Annotated in this window: 24 protein-coding genes; 15 read left to right on the top strand and 9 right to left on the bottom strand. The window is 66.6% G+C overall.

Translation table 11 applies throughout. The features are described from left to right. The first annotated feature begins 74 nt into the window (after positions 1 to 74). The 8 genes from V6Z91_RS04935 to V6Z91_RS04900 all read left to right on the top strand — a co-directional run bounded on the left by V6Z91_RS04935 (position 75) and on the right by V6Z91_RS04900 (position 9741). Complete coding sequence (locus V6Z91_RS04935; RefSeq protein WP_338767401.1) at positions 75 to 974, top strand: phosphoribosylaminoimidazolesuccinocarboxamide synthase; 900 nt, start codon at positions 75 to 77, stop codon at positions 972 to 974. Further along, a complete protein-coding gene (purE, locus tag V6Z91_RS04930) occupies positions 974 to 1495 on the top strand; it encodes a 5-(carboxyamino)imidazole ribonucleotide mutase (RefSeq protein ID WP_338767398.1) in 522 nt (173 codons plus the stop codon). The genes V6Z91_RS04935 and purE overlap by 1 nt, the downstream gene beginning before the upstream one ends. Next, positions 1488 to 2672: a 5-(carboxyamino)imidazole ribonucleotide synthase gene (locus V6Z91_RS04925; RefSeq protein ID WP_338767396.1), complete on the top strand. Its 1185-nt coding sequence runs from the start codon at positions 1488 to 1490 to the stop codon at positions 2670 to 2672. Before purE ends, V6Z91_RS04925 begins: the two co-directional genes overlap by 8 nt. Further along, positions 2669 to 3670, top strand: coding sequence for an L-threonylcarbamoyladenylate synthase (locus tag V6Z91_RS04920; protein ID WP_338767393.1), 1002 nt, complete (start codon positions 2669 to 2671; stop codon positions 3668 to 3670). The genes V6Z91_RS04925 and V6Z91_RS04920 overlap by 4 nt, the downstream gene beginning before the upstream one ends. A 238-nt stretch (positions 3671 to 3908) precedes the next feature. Then, complete coding sequence (locus V6Z91_RS04915) at positions 3909 to 5399, top strand: alpha/beta hydrolase (RefSeq protein WP_338767390.1); 1491 nt, start codon at positions 3909 to 3911, stop codon at positions 5397 to 5399. 133 nt (positions 5400 to 5532) lie between these two features. Further along, positions 5533 to 6909 (top strand): SGNH/GDSL hydrolase family protein, encoded by a 1377-nt coding sequence (locus V6Z91_RS04910; protein ID WP_338767387.1) that lies wholly within the window; start codon positions 5533 to 5535, stop codon positions 6907 to 6909. 24 nt (positions 6910 to 6933) lie between these two features. Beyond that, on the top strand, positions 6934 to 7620 hold the full coding sequence (locus V6Z91_RS04905; RefSeq protein WP_338767384.1) for an OmpW family outer membrane protein: 687 nt from the start codon (positions 6934 to 6936) through the stop codon (positions 7618 to 7620). Positions 7621 to 7899: 279 nt separating this feature from the next. Next, on the top strand, positions 7900 to 9741 hold the full coding sequence (locus V6Z91_RS04900) for an ATP-binding protein (RefSeq protein ID WP_338767381.1): 1842 nt from the start codon (positions 7900 to 7902) through the stop codon (positions 9739 to 9741). 5 nt (positions 9742 to 9746) lie between these two features. Here V6Z91_RS04900 and V6Z91_RS04895 read toward each other — a convergent pair whose 3' ends face one another. After that, a complete protein-coding gene (locus V6Z91_RS04895; protein WP_338767379.1) occupies positions 9747 to 10259 on the bottom strand; it encodes a flavin reductase family protein in 513 nt (170 codons plus the stop codon). A 235-nt stretch (positions 10260 to 10494) separates the two neighbouring features. Between V6Z91_RS04895 and msrA the strand changes: the two genes are divergently transcribed. Further along, complete coding sequence (gene msrA, locus V6Z91_RS04890; RefSeq protein WP_338767376.1) at positions 10495 to 11025, top strand: peptide-methionine (S)-S-oxide reductase MsrA; 531 nt, start codon at positions 10495 to 10497, stop codon at positions 11023 to 11025. A 66-nt stretch (positions 11026 to 11091) separates the two neighbouring features. On the opposite strand, the gene V6Z91_RS04885 is transcribed toward msrA, so the two are convergent. Together V6Z91_RS04885 and pdxH are read right to left on the bottom strand one after the other, a co-directional pair. Further along, positions 11092 to 12300 carry a cyclopropane-fatty-acyl-phospholipid synthase family protein gene (locus tag V6Z91_RS04885; protein WP_338771731.1) on the bottom strand — a complete coding sequence of 403 codons (1209 nt, stop codon included), beginning with the start codon at positions 12298 to 12300 and terminating at the stop codon, positions 11092 to 11094. 81 nt (positions 12301 to 12381) lie between these two features. After that, a complete protein-coding gene (gene pdxH, locus V6Z91_RS04880) occupies positions 12382 to 13599 on the bottom strand; it encodes a pyridoxamine 5'-phosphate oxidase (RefSeq protein WP_338767374.1) in 1218 nt (405 codons plus the stop codon). Between the two features lie 70 nt (positions 13600 to 13669). Here pdxH and tcdA point away from each other — a divergent pair, with 70 nt between their 5' ends. After that, positions 13670 to 14518, top strand: a complete 849-nt coding sequence (gene tcdA, locus V6Z91_RS04875) for a tRNA cyclic N6-threonylcarbamoyladenosine(37) synthase TcdA (RefSeq protein WP_338767372.1) — start codon at positions 13670 to 13672, stop codon at positions 14516 to 14518. 21 nt (positions 14519 to 14539) lie between these two features. Here tcdA and thpR read toward each other — a convergent pair whose 3' ends face one another. Beyond that, entirely contained in the window at positions 14540 to 15148 is a 609-nt protein-coding gene (gene thpR, locus V6Z91_RS04870) for an RNA 2',3'-cyclic phosphodiesterase (RefSeq protein WP_338767369.1), read from the bottom strand. 37 nt (positions 15149 to 15185) lie between these two features. On the opposite strand from thpR, the gene V6Z91_RS04865 reads away from it, so the two are divergent. Further along, entirely contained in the window at positions 15186 to 15725 is a 540-nt protein-coding gene (locus V6Z91_RS04865; protein WP_338771728.1) for an FKBP-type peptidyl-prolyl cis-trans isomerase, read from the top strand. A 45-nt stretch (positions 15726 to 15770) separates the two neighbouring features. Further along, entirely contained in the window at positions 15771 to 16721 is a 951-nt protein-coding gene (gene cysK, locus V6Z91_RS04860) for a cysteine synthase A (RefSeq protein WP_338767368.1), read from the top strand. On the opposite strand, the gene V6Z91_RS04855 is transcribed toward cysK, so the two are convergent. The 3 genes from V6Z91_RS04855 to V6Z91_RS04845 all read right to left on the bottom strand — a co-directional run bounded on the left by V6Z91_RS04855 (position 16715) and on the right by V6Z91_RS04845 (position 18722). Beyond that, the gene (locus V6Z91_RS04855) at positions 16715 to 17749 is read right to left on the bottom strand and encodes a cation diffusion facilitator family transporter (protein WP_338767365.1); all 1035 of its coding nucleotides are present in this window, start codon (positions 17747 to 17749) and stop codon (positions 16715 to 16717) included. The genes cysK and V6Z91_RS04855 overlap by 7 nt on opposite strands. Beyond that, entirely contained in the window at positions 17746 to 18069 is a 324-nt protein-coding gene (locus V6Z91_RS04850; protein ID WP_338767362.1) for a metalloregulator ArsR/SmtB family transcription factor, read from the bottom strand. The genes V6Z91_RS04855 and V6Z91_RS04850 overlap by 4 nt, the downstream gene beginning before the upstream one ends. Positions 18070 to 18239: 170 nt before the next feature. Beyond that, positions 18240 to 18722, bottom strand: coding sequence for a CinA family protein (locus tag V6Z91_RS04845; RefSeq protein WP_338767359.1), 483 nt, complete (start codon positions 18720 to 18722; stop codon positions 18240 to 18242). A 321-nt stretch (positions 18723 to 19043) separates the two neighbouring features. Here V6Z91_RS04845 and V6Z91_RS04840 point away from each other — a divergent pair, with 321 nt between their 5' ends. After that, entirely contained in the window at positions 19044 to 21110 is a 2067-nt protein-coding gene (locus V6Z91_RS04840) for an ATP-binding protein (protein ID WP_338767356.1), read from the top strand. Beyond that, the gene (locus V6Z91_RS04835) at positions 21107 to 23710 is read left to right on the top strand and encodes an EAL domain-containing protein (protein ID WP_338767354.1); all 2604 of its coding nucleotides are present in this window, start codon (positions 21107 to 21109) and stop codon (positions 23708 to 23710) included. Before V6Z91_RS04840 ends, V6Z91_RS04835 begins: the two co-directional genes overlap by 4 nt. 174 nt (positions 23711 to 23884) lie before the next feature. On the opposite strand, the gene thiL is transcribed toward V6Z91_RS04835, so the two are convergent. Next, positions 23885 to 24859: a thiamine-phosphate kinase gene (gene thiL / locus V6Z91_RS04830; protein WP_338767352.1), complete on the bottom strand. Its 975-nt coding sequence runs from the start codon at positions 24857 to 24859 to the stop codon at positions 23885 to 23887. Between the two features lie 28 nt (positions 24860 to 24887). After that, on the bottom strand, positions 24888 to 25088 hold the full coding sequence (locus tag V6Z91_RS04825; RefSeq protein ID WP_338767349.1) for a hypothetical protein: 201 nt from the start codon (positions 25086 to 25088) through the stop codon (positions 24888 to 24890). Positions 25089 to 25259: 171 nt separating this feature from the next. Between V6Z91_RS04825 and V6Z91_RS04820 the strand changes: the two genes are divergently transcribed. Then, positions 25260 to 26234 (top strand): IS1595 family transposase, encoded by a 975-nt coding sequence (locus tag V6Z91_RS04820; RefSeq protein ID WP_338767347.1) that lies wholly within the window; start codon positions 25260 to 25262, stop codon positions 26232 to 26234. The last annotated feature ends 222 nt before the right edge of the window (positions 26235 to 26456 follow it).

The raw sequence follows: 26456 nt of genomic DNA, 5'->3' as shown, positions 1-26456 counted from the left end.
GACTCTCGATCGGCGGGCGGGAGATTTCTCCTCCCCGCCGATTTCGCTTTAGCTTTGTCAAGATCGCCCCCTCTATGAAAAGCCTCTACCAATCCTCCATTTCCTCCCTGCCACTGTTGGGTCACGGCAAGGTCCGCGATAACTATGCCGTCGGCGACGACAAGATCCTGATCGTCACCACCGACCGCCTGTCCGCCTTCGACGTCGTGATGAACGAGCCGATCCCCGGCAAGGGCATGGTGCTGAACCAGATGAGCGACTTCTGGTTCGAGAAGCTCGGCCACATCGTGCCGAACCACCTGACCGGCGTGGCGCCGGAATCGGTCGTGGCACCGGAAGAAGTGGAACAGGTAAAGGGCCGCGCCGTGGTCGCCAAGCGGCTGAAACCGATCCTGGTGGAAGCCGTGGTGCGCGGCTACATCATCGGTTCGGGCTGGAAGGATTACCAGGCCACGGGCAGCGTGTGCGGCATCGAACTGCCGGCCGGCCTGCGCCAGGCCGATAAACTGCCGGAACCGCTGTTCACGCCGGCCGCCAAGGCCGACCTGGGCGAGCACGACGAGAACATCAGCTTCGCCGAGATGGAAAGCCGCATCGGTGCCGAACTGGCCGCCAAGATGCGCGACATCTCCATTCAACTGTACAAAACCGCTGCCGATTACGCGGCAACGCGCGGCATCATCATCGCCGACACCAAGTTCGAGTTCGGTCTGGATGAAAATGGCGTGATGCACCTGATGGATGAAGTGCTGACGGCCGATTCCTCGCGCTTCTGGCCGGCCGATTCGTATGCGCCGGACATGTCGCCGCCGTCGTTCGACAAGCAGTTCGTGCGCGACTACCTGGAAACGCTGACGGAATGGAAGAAGACCCCGCCGGCGCCGCCGCTGCCCGCCGAAGTCATCGAGAAAACGCAGGCCAAGTACTTCGAAGCGATCGAACGCCTGACCGGCGAGAAGCTGAAGGTGGAATAATGGCCGACGTCCAGACTCAAAAGGCAAACGTGAAGCCGCTGGTCGGCGTGATCATGGGGTCGTCGTCGGACTGGGATGTGATGCAGCATGCCGTTTCGATGCTCAAGCAATTCAACATTCCGTTCGAAGCGCAGGTGATTTCCGCGCACCGCATGCCGGACGAGATGTTCACCTATGCCGAAACCGCCCGGTCGCGCGGCCTGCGCGCGATCATCGCCGGTGCCGGTGGTGCCGCCCACCTGCCGGGCATGGTCGCCGCGAAGACCGTGGTGCCCGTGCTGGGCGTGCCGGTGCCGTCGAAATACCTGCGCGGCGAGGATTCGCTGCTGTCCATCGTGCAGATGCCGAAGGGCGTGCCCGTGTCGACGTTCGCCATCGGCGAAGCCGGCGCCGCCAATGCCGCGCTCACCGCCATCGCCATCATCGCCACGGTCGACGATGCCCTGGCCGCCCAGCTGGAAGCGTTCCGCGCCCAGCAGACGGCCGCCGCGAAAGCCATGATCCTGCCAGTCAATGAGTAAAGAGAAGTCCTTCCTTCCTACCGCGAACCCGGCCGCCTGGCTGGGCGTGATGGGTGGCGGCCAGTTGGGCCGCATGTTTGCGCAAGCGGCCCAGAGCATGGGCTACCAGGTGGCGGTGCTGGAACCGTCCGACGACTGCCCCGCCGGCCAGGTTGCGCAGCGGCTGGTCAATGCCCAGTACGAAGACCATGCCGGCCTCGACGCACTGGCCGCTCAGTGCGTGGCCGTCACCACCGAGTTCGAGAACGTGCCGGCGGACAGCCTGTCGCGGCTGGCGCAATACGTGTTCGTGGCGCCGAATGCACACGGTGTGTCCGTCGCGCAGGACCGCATCGCGGAAAAGTCGTTCTTCGTGTCGTGCGCGCCGAAGTCCGGCGTGATGCCGGCGCCGCACAAGGTGATCGCCTCGTTCGAGGATATCGACGCGATCGCCGACGATCTGCTGCCGGGCATCCTGAAGACCGTGCGCATGGGCTACGACGGCAAGGGCCAGGTGCGGGTGAAATCCCGCGACGAAGTGCGCGCCGCCTTCGAAGGCATGGGTGAAGTCACCTGCCTGCTGGAGAAGATGCTGCCGCTGGCGTATGAAGTGTCGGTGCTGACCGCGCGCGGCGCCGATGGCGAATCGGTCGTCTACCCGATCGCCGAGAACGTGCACCGCGACGGCATCCTGTTCACGACCACCGTGCCGGGACCGAATGTGTCCGCGGATAGCGCTCGCAAGGCGCAGGACGCGGCGCGCGCGATCGTGGCCGAACTGGGCTACGTGGGCGTGCTGTGCATCGAGTTCTTCGTGCTCACCGACGGCACGCTGGTCGTCAACGAAATGGCGCCGCGGCCGCATAACAGCGGGCACTACACGATCGATGCCTGCGTCACCAGCCAGTTCGCGCAGCAGGTGCGGGCAATGGCGAAGCTGCCGCTGGGCGATTGTCGCCAGCATTCGCCGGCCGTGATGCTGAACATCCTGGGCGATGTGTGGTTCGATGGCGAGTCCCAGAGCGAACCGCCGTGGGACCGCATCGCTGCGCTGCCGGGTGCCTGCCTGCACCTGTACGGCAAGGACGATCCGCGACCGGGCCGCAAGATGGGCCACGTCACCTTCGTCGCGCCCACGCTCGACGAGGCGCAGCGCCAGCTGGCGGCGGCCTGCGCCATCCTGGGAATTCCACTGTGACGGACCAGGCAATCCTCGACGCCGCCGCGCGCCTGGAGGCGGGCGAGCTGGTGGCCTTTCCGACCGAGACCGTATACGGCCTCGGCGCGGATGCGGAAAACCCCGCCGCCGTCGCCGCGATCTATGCGGCGAAGGGCCGGCCGCAGGACCACCCGGTGATCGTGCACGTGGCGCCCGGCGCCGACCTCGATTACTGGGCGGCCGATGTACCGGAAGAAGCGCGCAAGCTGGCGCAAGCTTTCTGGCCCGGGCCGCTGACGATGATCGTCAGGCGCAATGCCCACATCCCCGATGCCGTTTCCGGCGGCCAGGATACGGTGGGCATCCGCTGCCCGTCGCATCCCGTGGCAATGGCGCTGCTGGGCGCGTTCAAGGGCGGCAAGGGCGGTGTCGCGGCACCGTCGGCGAACAAGTTCGGCAACGTCAGCCCGACCACGGCGCAGCATGTTCGCGATGAATTTGGCGATGGCACGTTGACGGTGCTCGATGGCGGTTCCAGCCAGGTCGGCATCGAATCGACGATCGTCGACCTGTCGCGGCTGGACACGCACGGCCCCGTGCTGCTGCGCCCCGGCCATATCGGTGCCGCCGAGATCGCCGCGGTGATCGGCTCCATGCCGGCCGCGCCCGACGCCGCCGCGCCCCGCGCATCGGGCACGCTGGAATCGCATTACGCGCCGAAGGCGCCGGTGGCGCTGGCCGACACGGCCAGGCTGCCGGGCCTCTTGACGACGCTGGCCGGCCGAGGCCGCCGCGTGGCCGTCATCCGCTATTCGCCCATGCTCGTGCAGGCCAGCGCGCAGGAGCTGCTGCCGAACGATCCGGCCGGCTATGCCTTCGGCCTGTACGCCGCGCTGCGCACGATGGACCGTGCCGACGTGGAATTGATCCTCGTGGAAACTCCGCCGCAGGACGATGCGTGGCTGGGGATCAATGACCGGCTGCGGCGTGCCGCGTTTGGCTCGGCCGGCGTGATCGACCGTTTCCTGACTGCCTAGCAACCGGGCTCGTATCGGCGTCGGCACCGAGGTAGAGCGCCTGACAGCACCCCCATGGCTGCGTTGCAGCGTCCCCCCGTACCGGTGGACTGTCTTCGACGCCGCGCCTTGCCCTGAGGATTTTGTCAGGCGCTCTTATACGAGCTCAGCCACAATTTGCCTGCGCACAGTTTGATCCGCGCCACACCCCGGCCTGCTTTATCTCCTACCATGGTTGCATCATGCCCTGGAGGTCGCCATGTCCCGTCTGCCGCTTGCCGCACTGCTGCTCTGGATTGCCCTGTTGACGTCATGTGGCGGCGGCAGCGATGGCGGCGACGATACTCCTCCGTACACGCCGCCGCCGCCCGGCCGGGGCACGGTGGTGACGGCGGCGGCGGCGGTGCCCGTCACGCTGCCTGATGGCAGCCGCGTGCAGACCGTTACCGCCGCCCAGCTGGCGGCGCTGATGAGCGACGAAGTCGAGGCCGTTACGGGCGAGCCGCGCTGCAGCGTTACCATGTGGTCGGTCCGCTACCGCACGGCAGCGCCCCGCGATGCGCTGACCGAGAGCTCGGCCGCCATCATGGTGCCTGGAGGCACGAATACCGCCTGCAGCGGCACCCGCCCGGTGCTCGTTTACGCCCATGGCACCGCGCTCGACAAGCGTGCGACGATGTGGGACGTCGCGACGACCGAAGTGCAGCTCGTCGCGGCCATGTTCGCGGCACAGGGCTATATCGTGGTGGCGCCGAACTACCAGGGCTACGAAGGCTCGACGCTCGATTACCATCCTTATGTCGACGAGCAGTTGCAGGGTGCCGACATGGTCGATGCGTTGCGCGCGGCGCGCGCGTCGTTCGCGGCGGTGGGCGCGAATCCATCGAGCCGCCTGTTCGTCACCGGCTATTCGCAGGGCGGCCACGTGGCGCTCGCCGCCCAGAAGGCCATGCAGGCATTGCCGGCAGAATTCACCGTTACCGCCGTCGCCGGGCTGTCCGGCCCGTATGCGCTGGTCAGGTTCGCCGACCAGGCGATGGCCGGCTACCTCACGCGCGACATCACGATTTTCCTGCCGATGGTTACGACGGCCGGCCAGCGCGCCGGCGCCGGGATCTATGCCGCGCCGGGGGACCTGTACGAGGCGCGCTATGCGCCCACGATCGAGAACCTGTTGCCGAGCCTGCTGTCCGGGGAAGAGCTGGTCGGCCAGGGCAAGCTGCCCGCCAGCGCGATGTTCGCCCGCGACTCGCAACCACAGCCGCAAGGCCCGAACGCCTTCTTCGGCGACAATCCGCTGGTGCGCACGAGCTACCGGAATGCCTACCTCGCCGACGTCGCGGCGCGCCCCTGCGCGGGCGACCCGCAAGCCTGCGCGCCAGAGAACGGCTTGCGCAAATGGCTGGCCCGCAACGACCTGCGCCGCTATCGGCCGGCGTCGCCGCTGCTGCTCTGCGGCGGCAATGAAGATCCTACCGTCCCGTTCTTCAACTCCACGGCCGCGAGCGAGTACTACACGGCGCAGGGCAGCGCGCCCACCTTGCTCGACCTGGACGGCGACCCCTTCAGCAACGATGGCTGGCGCAGCCAGCGCCTTGGCTTTGCGGCGGCCAAGCAATCGGTGCAGCTGGAGGCGCAGGAAGATGGCGAGGATCCGGACGTTGCCGTCGCGGAGCGTTATCACCGCCTGCTGGTGGCGCCGTTCTGCCTCTCCGCCGCGCGGCAATTCTTCAACGACCGCCTGCCGTGACCCGCCGGGTAAACCGGTAGTGTTGTTTTCAGCAAATTTTTCTTGTATCGGAGCGGACAGAGCTGGCATATTGGCTGGGTTGTAAATAGTACACATGTGCTATTACAAAAAGAACATCAACCCAGGAGACCCCATGCGAACCACAAAACTCGCGCTGGCCGTGATGGCCGGCGCCATCCTTGCCGCTTGTGGCGGCGGCGACAGCGGCAAACCCCAATCGGGCGCGCAAGTCAACAAGGTGCAGTTCGCATCGCAGGTGAGCTTCGGCGACAGCCTGTCCGACCTCGGCACCTACAATGTCGGCACCGTGAAGGCCATGGGTGGCGGCAAGTACACCATCAACGGCGACAGCACGGCCATCAACGCGACTTTCACCGGCAAGAACTGGACCGAGCTGATGGCCGCCCAGTTCGGCCTGCCGGCACCGTGCCCGGCCCAGACCGGCCTCGATGGCGACGCCTCGAAAGGCTTTTCGGTCCCGGTCGTCGATCACGCCCAGTGCTTCAGCTATGCGCAGGGCGGCGCGCGCGTCACCGATCCGATCGGCGCGGGCCACAAGCTGACGGGCAGCGCCCTTGGCGCATTGACCGTTCCGGTCGTGACGCAGGTGAAGAACCACCTGGCCAAGACGGGCGGCAAGTTCAAGGGCGATGAAGTGGTGTTCGTGATGGCCGGCGGGAACGACGTGCTGGTCAACCTGGCCCAGCTTTCCGCCGGTGCCACCGCGGCCGGCAACACGGCCGGCCAGCAGGCGTTCGCCACCAGCCTGGCCACGCAACTGGCGGCCGGCGCCACCAATCCCGCCACCGCCGCGCCGGCGATCGGCCTGGCCATCGCCACCGAGAGCGCGCGCAGCGGCAGCACGCAAACGTCGATCGTGCAGGCGGCCGTGACGGCGGCCGTCATGGCCGGCAACACGACGGCTCCCGCCAATGTGACGGCGATCGTCGACACCGCGACCAAGGGTGCGACCGCGGCTGGCACCAAGGCCGGCGCCGACTACGTGACGGCGCAAGCCCCGGCCATGGTGGCGGCACTGACCACGGCCGGTGCCGAGCTGGCCGCGCTGGTCAAGTCGCAGATCGTCGGCAACGGCGCGAACTACGTGGTCGTCAACAACCTGCCGGACGTGGCCAGCACGCCGGCCGGCCGGTCGCGCGACGCGAACGTGCGCGCGCTGATCGACAAGATGGTGCAGGCGTTCAATGCGCAGCTCACGTCCGCCTTGTCTTCCGAGAGCAAAGTCGTGATCGTCGACGTATACGCCGTCAGCCACGACCAGGCTACCAATCCGGGGCCGTATGGCTTGACCAACGTGAGCGAACCGGCCTGCGATCTCGGCGCCGCGAAGAACCCGCTGGGCAGCTCGCTGGGATGTACGGCCGCGAACCTGAAGTCCGGCGACGTGAGCCATTACTCGTATGCCGATGAAGTGCATCCGACGCCGTTCAACAACCTGCTGCTGGCCCGCTACGTCTCGCGCTCGCTGGTCACCAAGGGCTGGCTGTAAGCGAAGAAGAACAAGGAGAACCTCATGAAGAACAAGACGATGGTAAAGCTGCTGGCCATGGCTGTGGCGCTGGGTGCCGGCCTGGGCACGGCGACGGGCGCCGCCGCGCAGGCGCGGGGCGACTGGACCGTGAAGGTCGGCGTCAACAAGATCACGCCGAAGGTGGAAAGCGGCAATGTGTCCGCCCCGGCGCTGCCGAACACGAAGGCCGATGTGGGCACGGACACGAAGCCGATCCTGAACCTGGCTTACTTCATCACCGACAATATCGCCGCCGAGCTGGACCTGGGCGCGCCTTACCGCCACAAGCTGTTCGGCGCGGACGCGATCGCCGGCACGGGGCAGCTGGGCACGGTGGACGTGCTGCCGCCCACGCTGTTCGCGCAATACCGCTTCTTCGGGCCCGACGCCGTGTTCCGCCCCTATGTCGGCCTGGGCGTCACGTATGCGTATTTCCGCCGCGAGCGTGGCTCGGCGCAGTTGACGGCGGTGCTGAACACGGGCGGCCCGGCTTCCACGTTCTCGCTGGAATCGAAGTGGGCGGCCAGCGCCCAGCTGGGCGCCAGCTTCCGGCTGAACGAGCGCTGGTCGGTGGACGGGGGCGTGATCAAGACCCGGCTGCGCACCACGGCCACGTATTCGACCGGCCAGACCCAGGCGATGAAGCTCGACCCGGTGGCGATCAACCTGGGACTGACGTTCAAGTTCTGATCCGCCACCGCCCCCTGGAAAAGCTGGCCGCCGGCCAGCTTTTCTTTATTGGAAGAGCGGCGCCGCCGGGCGCGCCCCTTCGCTATACTCGGCCCACCCGGAGCGAACAGGAGAGCTTGCAGCATGCCGCGTAATCCCGCAGCGTTTTTGACCGAAGGCGGAACGATGGGTGCGATGATGCGCGGCCATGACTGGTCGACGTCCCCGCTTGGCGCGCCCGCGGGGTGGCCTGCGGCACTGCGCACAGTCGTCGGGCTCATGCTCAATTCGAAATTCCCCATGTTCGCAGCCTGGGGGCCGGAGCTGGCTTTCCTGTACAACGACGCGTATGTGGACATCCTCGGCCGCAAGCACCCGCAGGCGCTGGGCCGGCCATTTCGCGATGTGTGGGCCGATATCTGGCACGATATCTCGCCCATCGTCGACGAGGCGATGCAGGGCCGCGCCACGTACCACAAGAACCTGCTGTTGACGATGCACCGCCACGGCTACGACGAGGAGACCTGGTTTACCTTTTCGTATTCGCCGATGCGCGACGAGGAGGGGCGCGTGCATGGCGTGTTCTGTGCCTGCACGGAAACGACCGAGCAGGTGCTGTCGGCGCGCCACCGCGCGGAGGAAGTCGAGCGCATGCGCCTGTTGTTCCAGCAGGCCCCCGGCATCCTCGCCGTCGTGCGCGGGCCGGAGCACGTGTTCGAGATCGCCAACGACGCCTACCTGCGGCTGGTGGGGCGCGACGACATCGTGGGCCATGCGGTGGCCGAGGTGTTGCCGGAAGTGCGCGACCAGGGCTTCATCGCGCTGCTGGACGAGGTTTTCCGCACCGGCGAGCCCCATGTGGGCCATGAAATGCCCGTGCTGCTGCGGCGCGGGGCGGACAGCGAGCTCGAAGAGCGTTTCGTCAACTTCATCTACCAGCCGATCCGGGACCATCGCGGCGCGGTCTACGGCATCTTCGTCGAAGGCAGCGACGTCACCGAGGCCGTGCAGGCGATGCGGGCGCTGCAGGAAGCCAATTCGCGCAAGGACGAATTCCTGGCCATGCTGGCCCACGAGCTGCGCAACCCGCTGGCGCCGATCGCCGCGGCCGCCGAGCTGCTGCGGCTGGGCATGCCGGACGCGGGGCGCATCGAGAAGACGGGTGCCGTCATCACGCGGCAGGTCGAGCACATGCGCAAGCTCGTGGACGACCTGCTGGACGTCTCGCGCGTCACGCGCGGCCTCGTCACGCTGCGCCGCGAAACGCTCGACCTGTGCGCCATCGTGGGCGAAGCCGTCGAGCAGGGGGCCGCGCTCATGCAGGCCAAGCGACACCGCGTGCACGTGGAACTGCCGGACCAGCGGCCGTGGGTCAACGGCGACCGCACGCGGTTGATCCAGGTGCTGTCGAACCTGCTGAACAATGCGGCCCGCTATACGCTCGATGGCGGGCAGGTCACGGTGGGCGTGGCGGTGGAAGGAAACGATGTGCGGGTCACCGTCGAGGACACCGGCATCGGCATCCCGCCCAGCCTGCTGCCCCATGTGTTCGACCTGTTCACGCAGGCGGAACGTTCGCCGGACCGCTCCCAGGGTGGCCTGGGCCTCGGGCTGGCATTGGTGAAGTCCCTCGTCGAATTGCAGGGCGGCCGCGTGAGTGCGCACAGTGCCGGGATGGGGCAGGGCAGCCGCTTCACGATCTGCCTGCCGCGCGTGGAGCGACCGGAAGGGGCCGCGCGCGAGCAGGCCGAGGGCGAGCAAATACGCGGCACGCTGCGGCGCCACCTGGTGGTGGTGGACGACAATGCCGATGCGGCGCAGATGCTGGCGCTGCTGCTGGAAACGGCCGGGCATTCGGTGAACGTCTGCAACGATGCGCGGCAGGCGCTCGATGCCGTGGTGACGAGCCCGCCTGCACTGCTGTTCGTGGACATCGGCCTGCCCGGGATGGATGGCTATGAACTGGTGCACCGCCTGCGGCGCATGCCGGAAACGGCCAAGGCATGCATCGTCGCCATCACTGGTTACGGTACACCGCAGGACCGCGCCAGGGCGCTGGACGCCGGGTTCGACGAGCACCTCGTCAAGCCCGTGGACCCGAAGGCGCTGTATGGGATTCTCGCCCGGCTGAGCGGGCAATAAAGGGGTCAGCCCGGTACGTGCAGCCCGCCCAGCTTACCCGCGTGGAACAGCAGCGGCTCGCGCGGGGAGCATTCGCAATGCTCCACCTCGCCCACGAAGATCACGTGGTCCCCCTCCGGATAGCGGCTGCGGTTGTGGCACTCGAACCAGGCCGTGCAACCCTTCAGCACCGGGTGGCCGGTGCGCGATAGTTCGAACTCGACCTGACCGAACGGATTTTCGGTGCGCGTTGAAAACAGCTTGGCCAGGTGCGCCTGGTCGGCCGCCAGGATATTGATCACGTAGTGCGAGTTGCCCGAGAAGATGGGCATGCTGGACGCCTGCGATTTCAGGCTCCACAGCACCAGCGGCGGGTCGAGCGACACCGAATTGAAGGAGCTGGCCGTGAGGCCGCGATAGCTGCCGTCCGCCAGCCGGGTGGTGATGACGGTGACGCCGGTGGCGAACTGCGACAGCGCCTGCCGGAAATGCACGCTGTCGAACGCGGGCGTGGCGGTGCGTGGAGAACTGGTATTCATGCGGGCATTATGCCAAAGTTTCCCAGCGCCGAGCGCGGCGCCGGAAAAACGATTACCCGTGCGCACCACCATCGCCGATGGGGGCGAAGTTCGGCAGCGCGGCGGCAACTTCGTTGAGATTGAATAAAGCCATTTTTCCTCCTGTCAGGTTCCAGTATATGGCCCCTGGCACGCGAACTGCATAGCCTCGTCATTTGCGTTACAGTAGGCCTTGACGAATGACAGCGAGGATCGTATGGCACAAGCCGAGATCGCCGTGCTGGGCGGCGGGTGTTTCTGGTGCACGGAAGCCGTGTACCTCGAAGTGAAGGGCGTGAACAAGGTGGAGTCGGGTTACACGGGCGGCCAGCAGCCGGACCCGACGTACGAGCAGGTGTGCGCCGGCACGACCGGCCATGCGGAAGTGGTGCGCCTGGAATTCGATCCCGGCGTGATCAGCTACCGCGACATCCTGGAAATCTTCTTCACGATCCACGATCCCACCACGCTCAACCGCCAGGGCAACGACGTGGGCACGCAGTACCGTTCGGTGATCTATTACCAGTCGCCGGAGCAGGAAGCGACGGCGCGCCAGGTGATGGCTGAAATGGCGCACGTGTGGGATGCGCCGATCGTCACCGAAATCTCGCCGGCCCAGCCGTTCTTCAAGGCCGAGGAGTATCACCAGAATTATTTTGCCCAGCACCCGCTGCAGGGCTATTGCGCTTTCGTGGTGGGGCCGAAGGTGGCCAAGTTCCGCAAGATGCACGGCGCGCGCCTGAAGTAAACGCGGCACCAGCACGAGTAAACGCGGCACCAGCACGACGAGGTGCTGCCAGCGGCACCGCCTTGTTCATCTCTTCTCGTACATATAGTTCCTCGACCAGGGCAGCCCGCGCGGATGGCGGCCCCCCTTGCCGCACACGATCTGGTACAGGCTGATCCAGTCCTGGTCGAACGCATACGAGCAGCCGGCCAGGTACACGTGCCAGATCCGGAAGCGCTTTTCTCCCGCCAGCTCCTTGACCCGCTCGGCCCTGGCCTCGAAGTTGTCGGTCCAGATCGACGTGGTGCGGGCGTAGTGGCGGCGCAGGTTTTCCACGTCATACGCTTCCAGGTTCCCCTGCTGCATCGCCCGCAGTACGGTGCCGATATGGGCCAGCTCGCCGTGCGGGAACACGTATTTCTGGATGAACTCGCCGCCGCCATACGGTGTCTCGCCATTGTCCGGATCGGTCGACGTGATGCCGTGGTTCATCGCCACGCCATCGTCGGCCAGCAGCCGGGACATGATGCCGAAATACTCCGGCAGGTGCTTGATGCCCACGTGCTCGAACATGCCCACGCTGGTGATGCGGTCGAAGGTGCCGCGCACGTCGCGGTAATCCTGCAGCCGGATCTCCACGCGGTCGGCAAGGCCGGCGGCCTTCACGCGCTCGACGGCCAGCGCATGCTGGTTCTCCGACAGCGTGATGCCCACGCAGCGCGCGCCGAAGCGCTCGGCGGCGCGGATCACCAGCGCGCCCCAGCCGCAACCGATGTCGAGCAGCGTCTGGCCGGGCTGCACGCGGATCTTGGCGAGGATGTGGTCGATCTTCTTCAGCTGCGCGGTGGCCAGGTCTTCGTCGCCGTTCTCGAAATAGGCGCACGAGTACACCATGTTCGGATCGAGGAACTGCTGGTAGAACTCGTTGGAGACGTCGTAGTGATAGCGGATCGCTTCCGCATCCTTGCCGCGGTCGTGCGTGAACGTGCGCACGATGCGGGCCAGCTTGCCGTCCATCGACAGCGAGCTCCTGGCCAGCGCGTTGACGATGGCGATCATGTCGTGGGCGGCGCCCCTCACCTCGATATCGCCTTCGACATAGGCGGTGCCGAGGTTCGACAGCGAAGGCTGCAGCAGGTAGCGCGCCGCCGATGCCTTGGGCAGGCGGATCGTGACGCGCGGCGTTTCGCCGGAAAAGTCGATCTTCTGGCCGTTCCACAGCTCCAGCCGGAGCGGGAGCTCCACCTTGCCGGTCACGCCTTCCACCCAATTGCTCAGGCGGTGCTGCACACTCAAATGATGTTGTACGAACAAGATAGCCTCCGGTCGGTACGTCAAGATTTCGACTGTGCTGCCGGGGCGGGGGTTCGTCCCGGGTTACGGCTGGATTCTTCCCTTCGTCCAGCTCCCGTCCGCCTGCAGCGAATAAACGATGCGGTCATGGAAGCGCGATGCGCGCCCCTGCCAGAATTCCACCCGCTCGGGCACCAGGCGGTAGCCGCCCCAGTGCGCCGGCCGTTGCGGCTTGCTGCCTGCCGCCGGGTCATTGGCCCGTTCGACGGCTGCGTAATTCTCTTCCATCTCGCCCCGGCTGCCGATCGGCGCGCTCTGTTGCGAGGCGATCGCGGCAAGCTGGCTCTTCACGGGACGGCTGTAGAAATACGTGTCGCTTTCCTCGGCCGACGTGCGTTCCACGCGGCCTTCGATGCGCACCTGGCGCTCCAGCTCCGGCCAGAAGAACAGCAGGGCGGCATGCGGGTTCTGCGCGAGCTGGCGGCCCTTCTGGCTGTCGTAGTTCGTGTACCAGGTGAAGCCGCGCGCATCGAATTGCTTGATCAGCACGATGCGCGACGCCGGCCTGCCGTCGCTGCCCACCGTGGCCACGCTCATCGCATTCGGCTCGTTCACCTGGGCCTTCATTGCCTCGTCAAACCATTTGCCGAATTGCGCGATCGGGTCGCCCAGCGTGTCTTCCTCGGAGAGGCTGGCACGCCCGTAGTCCATGCGCAGGTCGGCCAGCGCGATGCCACCCACGGTATTGTCGTTGCTGGTGCCGCCGGCAGGCGCGATGCCGCGGCGGCGCTGCATCGCTTCGCCCAGAACCTGCATCTGGTGCGCATTGAAGAGGCGCTTGGCCATCGGCGCGATATGGCCTTCCTCGATCTCCATGTGCGCCGTGTACATCTGCACGAAGGTATTCACCGCGTCCGGCGCGAGCTCGCTGCCGGTGCCGTTGGAAATCTTGTCAAGTTGTGCATCGATTATATGCCAGGCATCGTCCATGCGCTTGTGTTGTAAAAGGATATCCGGGCGCAACCGGCGCACCGTTTCCAGGTCCGCGCCCGTGGCCGTCGCGTCCAGCATCGGCAGCAGGTCGATCTCCTCGTCCGCATGGTGGATGTGGGCAGCCGTGTTGAAGTACTTCTGCACCGCCTGCGCCGCCTGTTGCGCCGACGCGTCCGCCCCGTGCCGCGGCAGGTGTTCCAGCAGCTTTTGCAGGGTAGCCAGCTGCTTGCGGATCTTGTCGTGGCAATGCTTGAGCATCGCGATCGGCTGGTCGAAGCCGGGGGCGGGAGCGAGGAGGGAATCTGTCATGGCGGCATCCTTGGTTCTGATCGACGGATTGTAGAATAATCCTTCGGGCCGCGTCCGTTAAAATGGCCGGATGAACGACACCACCGCACTTTCTTCCGACGACGCCGGGCACGACGTCGACTTCGACCGCCGTTTCGGCGGCATCGCCCGGCTGTATGGCGAGCCGGCCCTGGCGCGCTTTCGCGGCGCGCATATCTGCGTGATCGGCGTCGGCGGCGTCGGTTCCTGGATCGTCGAGGCGCTGGCCCGCAGCGCCGTCGGCCGCCTCACGCTGATCGACCTGGACAACGTGGCCGAATCGAACATCAACCGCCAGATCCAGGCGCTGTCCGGCACCGTCGGCATGGCCAAGGTGACGGCGCTGCGCGAGCGCATCGCCCAGATCAATCCCTATTGCCAGGTCACCGAAATCGAGGATTTCGTCACCCCCGACAATCTCGAGGAAATGATCGGCGGCCACGATTACGACTATGTGATCGACGCCATGGACAACACCCAGGCCAAGACGGCCCTGGTGCACTACTGCCGCACGCGCGGCATCCGCCTGATCCTGATCGGCAGCGCCGGCGGCCAGACCGACCCCACCAAGATCGAGGTGCGCGACCTGGCCCGCACCGAACAGGAGCCGCTGCTGAAGAAGGTTCGCCGGCGCCTGCGCACCCAGTACAACTATCCGCCGAACGGCAAGAACAAGCTGGGCGTGGATGCCGTGTTCTCGATGGAGCCGCTGAAGTTCCCGGACACGGGCGATGTCTGCGAAGTCGATCCGGACGACGCACCGCCCGCGAAGGCCGGCCTTACCGGCATCAATTGCGCGGGGTTCGGGTCGGCGATGGTGGTGACGGCCACCTTCGGGATGGTGGCGGCGGGGCATGTGCTGATGAAGCTGGCGGAGGAAGTGGCTGAACAGGCCGGGTAGGCGAGACGCAGGGGAAAAGTGTCAGGCACCTGCGGCATCGACAGCCACGTAGCGCCCGCCCGGCAGCGACTCCACCAGCACCACGCTATCCACGTCCCACACCACCGGCGTCCCTGGCGCGTCCGGCGGCGCATGCCTTGCCTCGCGCGCCAGGGTCACGTGCGGCTTGAACGAGCCGTGCGTGGCGGCGGAAAAGCCGGCCGCATCGAGCTCCCGCACCAGCTCCTCGTGCAGCGCCACGAGTCCGGCCGGCACCTGCGTCATGCCGGCCCAGGCGATGCGCGGCCGCGCGAAGTAGCCGTAGCAGTCGATCACGAGCCGCAGCGGCGGCACGGCGAGGCGGTCGCGGACGGCGAGCAGCGCCGGTACCCGGTCCGCCGGCACGTGGCCCAGGAAGGCCAGCGTGAGGTGCAGCTTGGCCGCCGCCGTTAGGCGCCCGGCCACGGGAGCCTGCAGCGTGGCCAGCGCGGCGCGCGACGCCGCATCGGGCCACAGCGCGAAGAACAGCTTGCGCCCCGGCGCCGCCGGCTGCTGCTCCGCCGTTTGCTGCTCCGCCGTTTGCTGCCCCGCCGTTTGCTGCCCCGCCGTTTGCTGCCCGTTTGGCATCTCTTCAGGTTCGTTTGCTATCATGTTGCCGCCTCAACACCCAGTACAGAAAGAATACATGATGACCCGTCTGTCCGCTCCAGTGCTGTCCCTCCTGCTGTGCGCCGCCGCGTTCGCGCACGCCCAGTCCCCAAGCCAACCGGCGCCGCAAGAAGCGCAGCCGCCGGTCCAGCAAGCCGCGCCGGCCCAGCCGGCCGCCCAGGCGGAAGCGCCGGCCGCGCCCGTGGTGCCCGGCTCCGCCACGATCGGCCCCGCCGCCGACAAGCTGATCGTCAACGATACCAAGGCCGGCACCGGCACCGAAGCGACCCCCGGCAGCACGGTGTCCGTGCATTACACGGGCTGGCTGTACCGTCCGATGGCCAAGAACCACAAGGGCCGCAAGTTCGACTCGTCGCGCGACCGCGGCGACCCGCTCGAGTTCCGCCTCGGCTCCGGCCAGGTCATCAAGGGCTGGGAGCAGGGCGTGGCCGGCATGAAGGTGGGCGGCAAGCGCACGCTGATCATTCCGTCCGAGCTGGCCTACGGCTCGCGGGCCATGCCCGGCATTCCGGCGAACTCGGCACTGATTTTCGACGTCGAACTGCTCGACGTGAAATAAGCCGCGGCGTTACACTGGTCTCCCATTCCTCGTGCGGAGACCTCGATGAACGTTGCGAATGATGTCACGGCGCTGATCGGCAATACCCCGCTGGTCCGCATCAATCGATTGACTCAAGGCGGCTTGAGCCAGGGCGCGCCCGCGCAACTCCTGGCCAAGCTGGAGTTCTACAATCCGGCCCACAGCGTGAAGGACCGGATCGGCCTGTCGATGATCGCCGCGGCCGAACAGGCCGGGCAGATCAAGCCCGACACGATCATCCTCGAACCGACCAGCGGCAATACCGGCATCGCGCTGGCGATGGTGTGCGCGGCGCGCGGCTACAAGTGCACGCTGGTGATGCCGGAAACGATGAGCCGCGAACGCCGCATGCTGCTGCGCGCGTATGGCGCCGAGCTGGTGCTCACGCCCGGCAGCGAAGGCATGGTGGGAGCGATCCGCCGCGCCGAGGAAATGGCGCAGTCCGACAGCCGCTACCTGATGCCCCAGCAGTTCAACAATCCCGCCAACCCCGAGATCCACCGCCGCACCACCGCCGAGGAAATCTGGCGCGACACGGACGGCAAGGTGGACATCCTCGTGGCCGGCGTGGGCACGGGCGGCACGATCACGGGCGTGGGCGAGGTGATCAAGGAACGCAAGCCGTCGTTCCAGTGCATCGCCGTGGAACCCGAGGCGTCGCCCATGCTGTCCAAGGGTACCAAGGGACCGCACCCGATCCAGGGCATCGGCGCCGGCTTCGTGCCGGGCGTGCTGAACACCCATGTCTACAGCGAAGTGGTGGCGGTGAAGAACGACGACGCGTTCGACTACGCACGCCGGGCGGCGCGCGAGGAGGGCCTGCTGGTGGGCATCTCGGCCGGTGCCGCGCTGTGGGCCGCCGTACAGGTGGCGCGCCGGCCGGAAAACGAGGGCAAGCTGATCGTAACGATCATCCCATCGTTCGGCGAACGCTACCTGAGCACGCAGCTGTTCGCCGGGCTGGCCGATCAGTGATGCTGGGCATGGCCATGTGAATGGCCGTGCTGGTGGCCATGATCGTCATGGTCATGGTCGTGGTCATGCGCCTGCTCCTCTGCTTGCTCTTGCCCGTTCCCCGCGAGGCAGCAGGCATGTTCCGTAGTGCCCATTTCCGTCTGCAGCGTGCTGTGATGAATGGCGAACTGCTCGCGCAGGCTGCGCGCGATCTCGTCCATCGCAACGTCGCCGGGGTAACCGCCCGGCATCACCAGGTGCGCAGTCAGCGCCGTTTCCGTCGTGCTCATCGACCAGATGTGCATGTCGTGCACGTCGGTCACACCCGGCCGGGCGCGCAGGAACTGCTCCACTTCGCGCGAATCCACATTGCCCGGCACGGCGGCCAACATCATCCGCAGCGAAGTCTTCAGCAGCGACCACGTGCCGGCCACGATCATGACCACGATGCCCAGGCTGACCACCGGGTCGAGCCAGCTCCAGCCCGTGAACATCACGACCAGGCCGGACACCAGCACGCCCAGCGAGATCGCGGCGTCCGCCGCCAGGTGCAGGTAGGCGCCGCGGATGTTCAGGTCGTCCTTGCTGCCCTTCATGAACAGCCAGGCCGAGAAGCCGTTGACGAGGATGCCGATGCCGGCCACCGCCGAGACCGTGACGCCGTGCACGGGCACCGGGTGGATCAGTTGCAGCACCGCTTCCCAGGCGATGGCGCCGCAGGCGGCCATCAGCAGCATGCCGTTGAACAGTGCGGCGAGCATCGAACTGCTGCGCCAGCCGTAGGTATAGCGGCGCGACGGTTCGCGCTTGGCCAGGATGGCGGCGCCCCACGCCAGCATCAGGCCCAGCACGTCGGACAGGTTATGGCCCGCATCGGCCATCAGCGCCGTGGAATTGGCCAGGAAACCGTAGCCGAATTCGACGGCCACGAAGACCGCGTTCAGCGCGATCGCGATCGCGAACGCGCGCCCATGGTCGGCCGGATCGCCATGATGGTGGTGGTGGCCATGGTGTCCATGGTCGTGCCCGTGGTGGTGGTGGCCGCTCATACGTCGTTACCTGGAGTGGAGGGTTCGGCGATATGCTCGAGCATGTCGCGCAGGACACCGCTGATATGCGCATCGGCGGTCGAATAGAACACCTGCTTGCCCTGCCGCTCGGCCTTGACGATGCGGGCCGCGCGCAGCAGGCGCAAGTGGTGGCTCACCAGCGAGCTGGATAGCTCGAGCGTGGCGGCGATGTCGCTGACGGCGATCGGCGCGGCCACGCACGCGAGCACGATGCGCAGGCGGGTCGGGTCGCCCAGCAGGTGGAACAGATCGGCTAGCTGGGCGACCGATTCCTCGTGGATGGAGGCGGGCAAGTTCATCTCATCTATAACATTTGAATAGCTGTTCACATATTAGACTCATGTGGACGAGGACGCAAGCCGGCCGAGGCCGGAAGTTGATGAGGGATAAGTTTCGGGAAGGGAATGCGGATGCGGGAGAGCAAAGGCGCTCGGGCAGGCCGAGCGCCCAGGACGTCGGGTTACGTCGCTTAATTGATGAAACGCAGCAAGCCCTGGAGCGCGTGGACCACGGTCTGCTCGCGCACCGCGCGGCGGTCGCCGGAAAACACCAGGCGTTCCGTATGCACGGTATCGCCGTTGGCCCAGCCGAAACAGACCGTGCCGACCGGCTTGCCCGGCACGGCGCCGGTGGGGCCGGCGATGCCGGTGGTGGATACGGCCACATGCGCGTTGCTGTTGGCCAGCGCGCCCTGGGCCATCGCGGCCGCCACTTCCTCGCTGACGCTGCCGAACTGGGCGATCATCGCGGCCGGCACTTCGAGCAGTTCGGTCTTCGACGCATTCGAATAGCAGACGAAACCGCAATCGAACCAGCCGGTCGACCCGGCGATCTCCGTGATCGCCTGCGACACGCCGCCCCCGGTGCACGATTCGGCGGTAGCCAGAAGCAATTCCTTGTCCTGCAAGGCGCGGCCCACCTGGGCGGCCAGTTCGTTGATGTCCGTACTCACTTGTGTCTCCTTCGGCAAAGAATGTCCGGTTCCATTCTAGCGCGGGGCTCTGGCCGCTGGCCACGCGTGCGGAAAAAATTGTCGGGATCGGGTGCGCCGCGCCAAGCTGGCGGCGCGCGCCCAAACTGAACGATAGAATAAGGGTGTTCAAGCTACGCGGGCCGCCAACTTGGAACCTCGAAAGATCACCCGGAGGCATTGGCTCGCCGCAACCCTTGCCGCGGGCTTCGTTCCCGGGCGGGCGGACGGCGGCCGCGAACGCCCAATTGCGGCGGCGTTCCCGCATGGGCAAGCCGGCGCGGGACGGCGGAGGGGCGCGCCATGATCAAGCTGCGCTCGCTGCGCAACAAGCTGCTCGGCGTGATCGCGCTGGTGATGCTGCCGGCCGTGCTGGTATCGATCGGCACGATCGTCGTGTACGACCTGCACATCTACGAGCAGACGATCACCGACGACATGACGACCCAGGCGGAGCTGATCGGCCACATGAGCGCGCCGGCCCTCTCATTCGACGACGACCGGCTGGCTCACGAGAACCTGGCGCTGCTGCGCCTGCGCCCGAAGGTGAATGCGGGCGCCATCTACGACGCCGGCGGCCGCCTGGTCGCGCAATACGCCGCGCCCGGCGACAAGGCGGGCGTGCCGCGGGCGCCGGGGCGCGAAGGGTTCCGCATCGAGGATGGCAAGCTCTACCTGTTCAAGCCCATCCGCGACAACGGAGAAATGCTGGGCACGGTCTACCTGCGCGCCGACTATGAAGTGCTGGCGCGCTTCCTCGACTACATCGTGATCGGCATCGTGGCCGGCCTGCTGGCGCTGATGTGCGCGTGGCTCGTCAGCCGGCGCCTGAACGACGTCATCACGCGGCCCATCCTGTCGATCGCCGACGTGGCGCGCGAGGTGATCGCCACCGGCGACGTGTCGCGCCGCGCCGAGCGGCTGGGCGAGGACGAGGTGGCCGAGCTGGCCGGCTCGTTCAACAAGATGCTGGCCGATATCGAAAGCCGCAAGCGCGAGCTGGAAACGTCGAACCGCGAGATCGCCCGCGAATCGGAGCGCCGGCGCGAGGCGCAGCAGGAAGTGATGCGGCTGAACCAGGAGCTGGAGCAGCGCGTGCACGAGCGCACGCTGCAGCTGGAAATGGCGAACCGCGAGCTGGCCATGGCGATGGAAGAGGCGAAAAGCGCCAACCAGGCCAAGTCGGCATTCCTGTCGTCGATGAGCCATGAATTGCGCACGCCGCTCAACGCCATCCTCGGTTTCGCGCAGATTCTCACTTCCGACAAGCTGCCTTCCACGCTGGCGCAGAAGAAGGAGTTCGCCCAGCACATCCTCAAGTCCGGCCGCCACCTGCTCACGCTGATCAACGAGATCCTCGACCTGGCCAAGATCGAATCGGGCGCCGTCGCCTTGTCGATGGAACCGGTGGCGCTACCGGAGATCCTGGAGGAGTGCGAGGCGATGATGGCGCCGCTGGCCACCGCGCGCGGCATCCGGCTGCTGTTCCCGGAACGCTGCACGACGAACGTGACGGCCGATCGCACGCGCCTCAAGCAGGTGTTGCTCAACCTGCTCTCGAACGCCATCAAGTACAACCGCGAGGGCGGCGCCGTGGTGATCGACTGCACCCCATCCGGCCCGGGCCTGGTGCGCGTCTCTGTGCAGGATACCGGCATGGGCCTGCGGCCGGAGCAGGTACGCATGCTGTTCCAGCCGTTCAACCGCCTGGGACAGGAAGCGGGCGTGGAAGAGGGCAGCGGTATCGGCCTCGTCGTCACCAAGCGCCTCGTCGAGCTGATGGGCGGCACCATCGGCGTCACCAGCAGCCCCGGCGTGGGCAGCATGTTCTGGGTCGAGCTGAAGACGACCGAGCCGGTGCCGCTGCCGCCGCCGCGCATGCTGGCGCCAGCCGGTGCCGGCATGCCGGCACCCGCACGCGACAGCATCACGCTGCTGTACGTGGAAGACAATCCAGCCAACCTGAAACTGGTGCAGGAGATCATCCGTTTCCGCCCCGAGCTGCGCCTGCTGTCGGCGCCCGACGGCCAGCTGGGCCTGGAGCTGGCGCGCGCCCATTTGCCGGACGTGGTGCTGCTCGACATCAACCTGCCCGGCATGAGCGGTTTCGAGGTGCTGCGCCAGTTGCGCGCCGATCCCCGCACGGCCGGGATCCCCGCGATCGCCCTGACTGCCAACGCGATGCCGCGCGACGTGGAACGGGGAATTGCGGCAGGATTCTTCCGTTACCTGATCAAGCCGATTAACATCGACGAGTTTACCGAGGCGATCAACGCCACGATCACCGCGGTCGGTACCACTGGTAACGAAGAAAATGCTACCGCCGAGCGGCAGGCCCAGCCGCTGACGGAGAAGAAGGAGGAGTCATGATCAGCCGGGCCGATATCCAGAATGCGAGCATCCTGATCGTGGACGACCAGCCCGTCAATGTGCAATTGCTGGAGTATCTGCTGCAATCGACGGGGTATGCGCACGTGAGTTCCACCACCGATCCGCGCGTGGTGGCGCCCTGGCACGAGCAGTACAACTACGACATCATCATCCTCGACCTGCAAATGCCGGGCATGGACGGCTTTGCCGTGATGCAGGCGTTGCGCCCGCTGGAGCCGGAAGGTTACCTGCCGGTGCTGGTGGTGACGGCCGAGCCGGACAAGAAGCAGGCCGCGCTCGATGCCGGTGCGCGCGACTTCGTCAGCAAGCCGTTCGACCCGGTCGAGGTGCTCACGCGCATCCGCAACCTGATCGAGGTGCGGCTGATGCAGCGCGAGGCGAAGTTCCACAATATCGTGCTGGAGCGCACGGTGCGCGAGCGCACCGCCGACCTGCAGCGCTTTCGCACGGCGATGGATGCGACGGCCGACGGGATCTTCCTGATCGATGCGCAAACGATGCGCCTGGTGGACGTCAACGACGGCGCCTGCCGCATGCTGGGCTATACGCGCGCGCAACTGATGGCGCAGGAGCCGGCGCGCATCGGCCTTGGGGGGCACGAATCCCTGCGCCAGCATGCCGACGCGGCGCTGGCGGCCGGTGGCGATGCCCGCGCGCCCATGCTGCTGGAAATGGAATTGCTGCGGCACGACCACGCCACGGTGCCGGTGGAGATCTACTGGCAGCTGCAGCACGGCGGTCCGGACGCCGAAGCGCAGCGCACGCTGATCTGCGTGGCGCGCGACATTTCCGAGCGCCGCGTGGCCGAGGAGCGGCTGCGGCACGCGGCCCATTACGACAGCCTCACGGGCCTGCCCAACCGCACGCTGTTCTACCGCACGCTGGGCGATGCGATCGACCTGGCGCGCGACAAGGAGTGGCGCATCGTGGTGCTGTTCATCGGCCTGGACCGCTTCAAGAACATCAACGATTCGCTGGGCGCCGCGATGGGCGACGAGATGCTGCGCGAATTCGCCAGCCGGCTGGTGCAGTCGGCGCGCATCCGCGATACCGTGGGCCGCCTGGGCGGCGACGAGTTCGGCCTGATCCTCACGATGACGCGCGACCAGCAGGATGCGGTACTGGTGGCGAACGAAGTGCGCGACGCGCTGCGTGCGCCGTTCCAGCTGGGCGAGCACCAGGCCACGATGACGGCGTCGATCGGCATCGCCGTCTACCCGGACGACGCGGCCGATCCGGAAACCCTGGTCAAGTACGCCAACACGGCGATGGGCCAGGCCAAGGAGGCGGGCAGCGACGCCTACCGCTTCTTCACGGCCGGCATGAACGTGCAGGTGCTGGCGCGGCTCGACCTCGAAATGGCGCTGCGCCGCGCGCTCGATCACAACGAACTGGAGCTGCACTTCCAGCCGAAGGTGAACCTGCTGACGGGCCGCGTGTCCGGCGCGGAGGCGCTGCTGCGCTGGAACCGGCCTGGGCAGGGCATGGTGTACCCGGCGGAATTCGTCGGCGTGCTGGAGGACACGGGCTTGATCGTCCGCACCGGCAACTGGATCATCGATGCCGCCTGCCGGCAGATCGCCGAATGGATGGCCTCGCCGGTCGGCCCCGTGCAGGTGGCCGTCAACGTGGCATCGCGCCAGTTCGCCGAGGGCGACCTGGAGAAGGAAGTGAAGGACGCGCTCGAACGCCACCACGTGCCGCCCGACCTGCTGGAACTGGAACTGACGGAGACGGCGTTGATGTCGAACGCCGAGCGCACGATCGACGTGCTCACCAAGCTGCGCCTGCTGGGCGTGAAGGTGGCGATCGACGACTTCGGCACCGGGTATTCATCGCTGGCCTACCTGCAGCGCTTCCCGATCGACAAGCTCAAAATCGACATCGCCTTCGTGCGCAATATCGTCACCAATCCGAACGACGCGGCGATCGCGCTCGCCATCATCAGCATGGCGCACAGCCTGAAGCTGCGCGTGGTGGCCGAGGGCGTGGAAACGCGGCCGCAGCTCGAATTCCTGCGCCGCAACCGCTGCGACGAGGTGCAGGGCTTCTACTTCAGCCGCCCGTTGAACGCGGCCGGCTTCGCCCAGCTGGCGTCGAGCGGCAAGGCGCTGCCGCCCGACCCGAACCTGGCCACCGAGCCGCCGCAAACGCTGCTGATCGTGGACGACGACGTCAACGTGCTGTCCTCGCTGCACCGGCTGTTCCGGCGCGACGGCTATCGCATCCTCACCGCCTCGTCGCCGGCCGAAGGCTTCGACCTGCTGGCGCTGCACCCGGTGCAGGTGATCGTGTGCGACCAGCGCATGCCGGTGATGAGCGGGACCGAATTCCTCAGCAAGGTGAAGGACATGTATCCGGACACGATACGCATCATCCTCTCCGGCTATACGGGGCTCGAGGCAATGCTCGATTCGATCAACCGGGGCGCGATCTACCGCTTCTACACGAAGCCATGGGATGACGTGCAGCTGCGCGACAACATCCGCCTCGCCTTCCACCACTACTGGCTGATGCATGGCAGCGGCAAGCAGGCCGGCCAGCCGGGCGAGGATCACACGGCGCTGCCGGGCCGGTAGGCGGCGCTTGAACAGCTGGTGTCGGACCGCTGGGGCGGACCGACCTTCAGGTGTCCGGCACCAGGAACATCCGGCATCTCGGCCGCTTAGAGCGAGACAGCCGTCCTGGGGCCGGGTAATGCTTGCGTTGTCGGCCCGCCAGCAAGCCGCGCGACACGCCGCGGGAAAAAACGCTTACTGTCCGCTGCCGAAATGATCGAACCCGGCCAGCCGCAATTCCAGCGGCCGGCCCTGCCCATCCGTCAAGTGCAGGCCTGGCGCCGCGTCGATGCGGCCCACGCGCGTGACCGGCGTGTTGCTGGCGGCGCCCGCCGCCAGGATCGCCGCGCGCTGCGCCGGGGCGGCCGTGAAGCACAGTTCGTAATCGTCGCCGCCGGCGGCACTCCAGGCGCGGCGCAGGGCGATGGGCTGGGTAGCCAGCATGGGGCCGGCGGGGAGGGCGTCGACATCGAGCGTAGCGCCCACGCCGGAACGGTCGAGGATGTGGCCGAGGTCGCCCACCAGGCCGTCCGAGATATCGATCGCCGCATGGGCCAGGCCGCCCTCGGCAAGCAGGCGGCCCAACGCCACGCGCGGTGTCGGCGTGTGCAGCCGAACCCCCGCTTGCAGTTGCGCCTCGGCCGGCAGGCTGGCTTCGCCGCGGATGGCGGCCAGCGCCAGGCGCGCGTCGCCCAGCGTGCCCGAGATCCACACATCGTCGCCCGGCCGGGCAGCGTCGCGCCGCAACGCTGCTTCCGGCGCGACTTCGCCGAATACCGTGATGCAGATGTTGAGCGGCCCCTTGGTCGTGTCGCCGCCGATCAGTTCGCATTCGTGCTCGTCGGCCAGCGCGAACAGCCCGGCGGAAAAGCCGGCCAGCCAGTCGCGGTCGGCCGCCGGCAGGGCCAGGGCCAGCGTGAAGCCTACCGGGCGCGCGCCCATCGCCGCCAGGTCGGAGAGGTTCACGGCAAGGCTCTTGTGCCCCAGCCTGCGCGGGTCTTCGCCGGGGAAGAAGTGGCGGCCTTCCACCAGCATGTCGGAGGAAATGGCGAACGAACGGCCGGGGGCCATGCCCAGCAGCGCGCAATCGTCGCCGATGCCCAGTTGCGCCTTGGCCGGGCGCGCGGGCCGGATGAAATACTGCTTGATCAGGTCGAATTCGGAGAGCATGCGCCCATTGTAGCGGCAGCCGCGCGGCTCAGCGGCGGCGCAGCGCCCGCGCCATGATCCGGCGCGGCCGGCCGCGCGCATAGATCCAGGCACCGCCCGCGGTGACGGCGGTGGCCGACAGCGCCAGTTCCCACTTCGAGTCGTGCGGCGTGAAGAACAGGGCCACCGTCGAAACCGGGAACACCACGCCCGTTACGCGGGAGCACGTACGCCAGAAGATCGCACGCATGCCAGGCCCTTTCGGCAGTTGAGATGCATGTAGTCTAGGAGGACGTTTGTTTAATGTAAAGAAATTATTAAAATTATGTTAAGGCGCTGTTCGCCAATGCTATGGGAACTTCCTCCGCGCAACGCTGTCTGACCTCCTGTTGAGCTACTTCATGCATATCAGGAGGCCGAAATGGGGACTGCGGATTTCCAATTTTTGTTCAAGGCACTGGTCCAGCTACAGCTGGGGCCGGACGAAGTCGCAGCTTTGCGCGAATACCTGGCCACCGTCACGCATCCTGGCCAATGCCTTGCCTTGATCGAAGCGGCGGCGGGAAGGCCGCCGTGTCCGCACTGCGCCTGCTCCCATTGCCACCGCAGCGGCAAGGCCAACGGCCTGCAACGCTATCGGTGCACGGGATGCGGCAGCACTTATAACGCGCTGACCGGCACCCCGCTGGCCCACCTCAAGCGGCGCGACAAATGGCTGGCGTACCTGCAATGCCTGATCGAATCGACGACGGTGCGCACGGCGGCCAAACGCGTGGCGGTGGCGAAGTCGACCAGTTTTCGATGGCGGCACCGGTTGATTGCCGCCGTCCGGCGGGAGCGGCGCGCCGAGTTGTCAACGGTGGTGGAGGCCGACGAAACCTATCACCTGGAATCGCAGAAGGGATCGCACCACTTGGATCGCCCGGCCCGCAAGCGCGGCGGCAAGGCGACCCGGCGCGGCATCAGCCGCGAGCTCGACTGTATCCTCGTCGCCCGCGACCGCAACAAGCTCACGTACGACTTCGTGACCGGGCGCGGACCGGTCAGCGCGGGGCAACTGGCCAAGCACCTGCTGCCCGTATTGGCGCAAGACGTCATTCTCATCAGCGATGGCGCCAATGCCTACCAGGCGTTCGCGCGGCAGGCCGGCATCACGCACGAATCAGTCAACGTGCAGCGCGGCGAGAGGGTTCGAGAGGCCATCCACATTCAAAATGTTAACGGATGGCATGGGCGCTTCAAGACGTGGCTGCGCCGGTTCAACGGTGTGGCCAGCCGCTACCTGGCCAATTACACCGGCTGGCAACGCGTGCTGGACGCTGCCGCGCTCACCACGCCGTCGCACTGGCTGCGCGTCGGGGTGGCGCCGGGCAAGCAAGGCTCAGGCCGCTACTGACAGCGACCCGATCTGAAAGTTCCGTGATTAGGGGAAAGCCTAGCGTCCGCGAACAGCGCCTATGTTAATTCCACGTTGCCAGCCGGCCCGGCCGGCGACCCTGCCCGCTGATATTTTCTGAACGTACTTATCGTAAATACGAAGTCGCAGCGGGGCCGGCTAGCACGGGAAAACCGATAGCAGCAGGTAATTGCAGGTATATGAACCATACAAAATTCGGTC

Origin of the sequence: Massilia sp. METH4 (assembly GCF_037094685.1) — a bacterium.
Lineage (GTDB): Bacteria > Pseudomonadota > Gammaproteobacteria > Burkholderiales > Burkholderiaceae_D > Rugamonas.
This window is presented reverse-complemented; position numbering and strand designations above follow the sequence as displayed.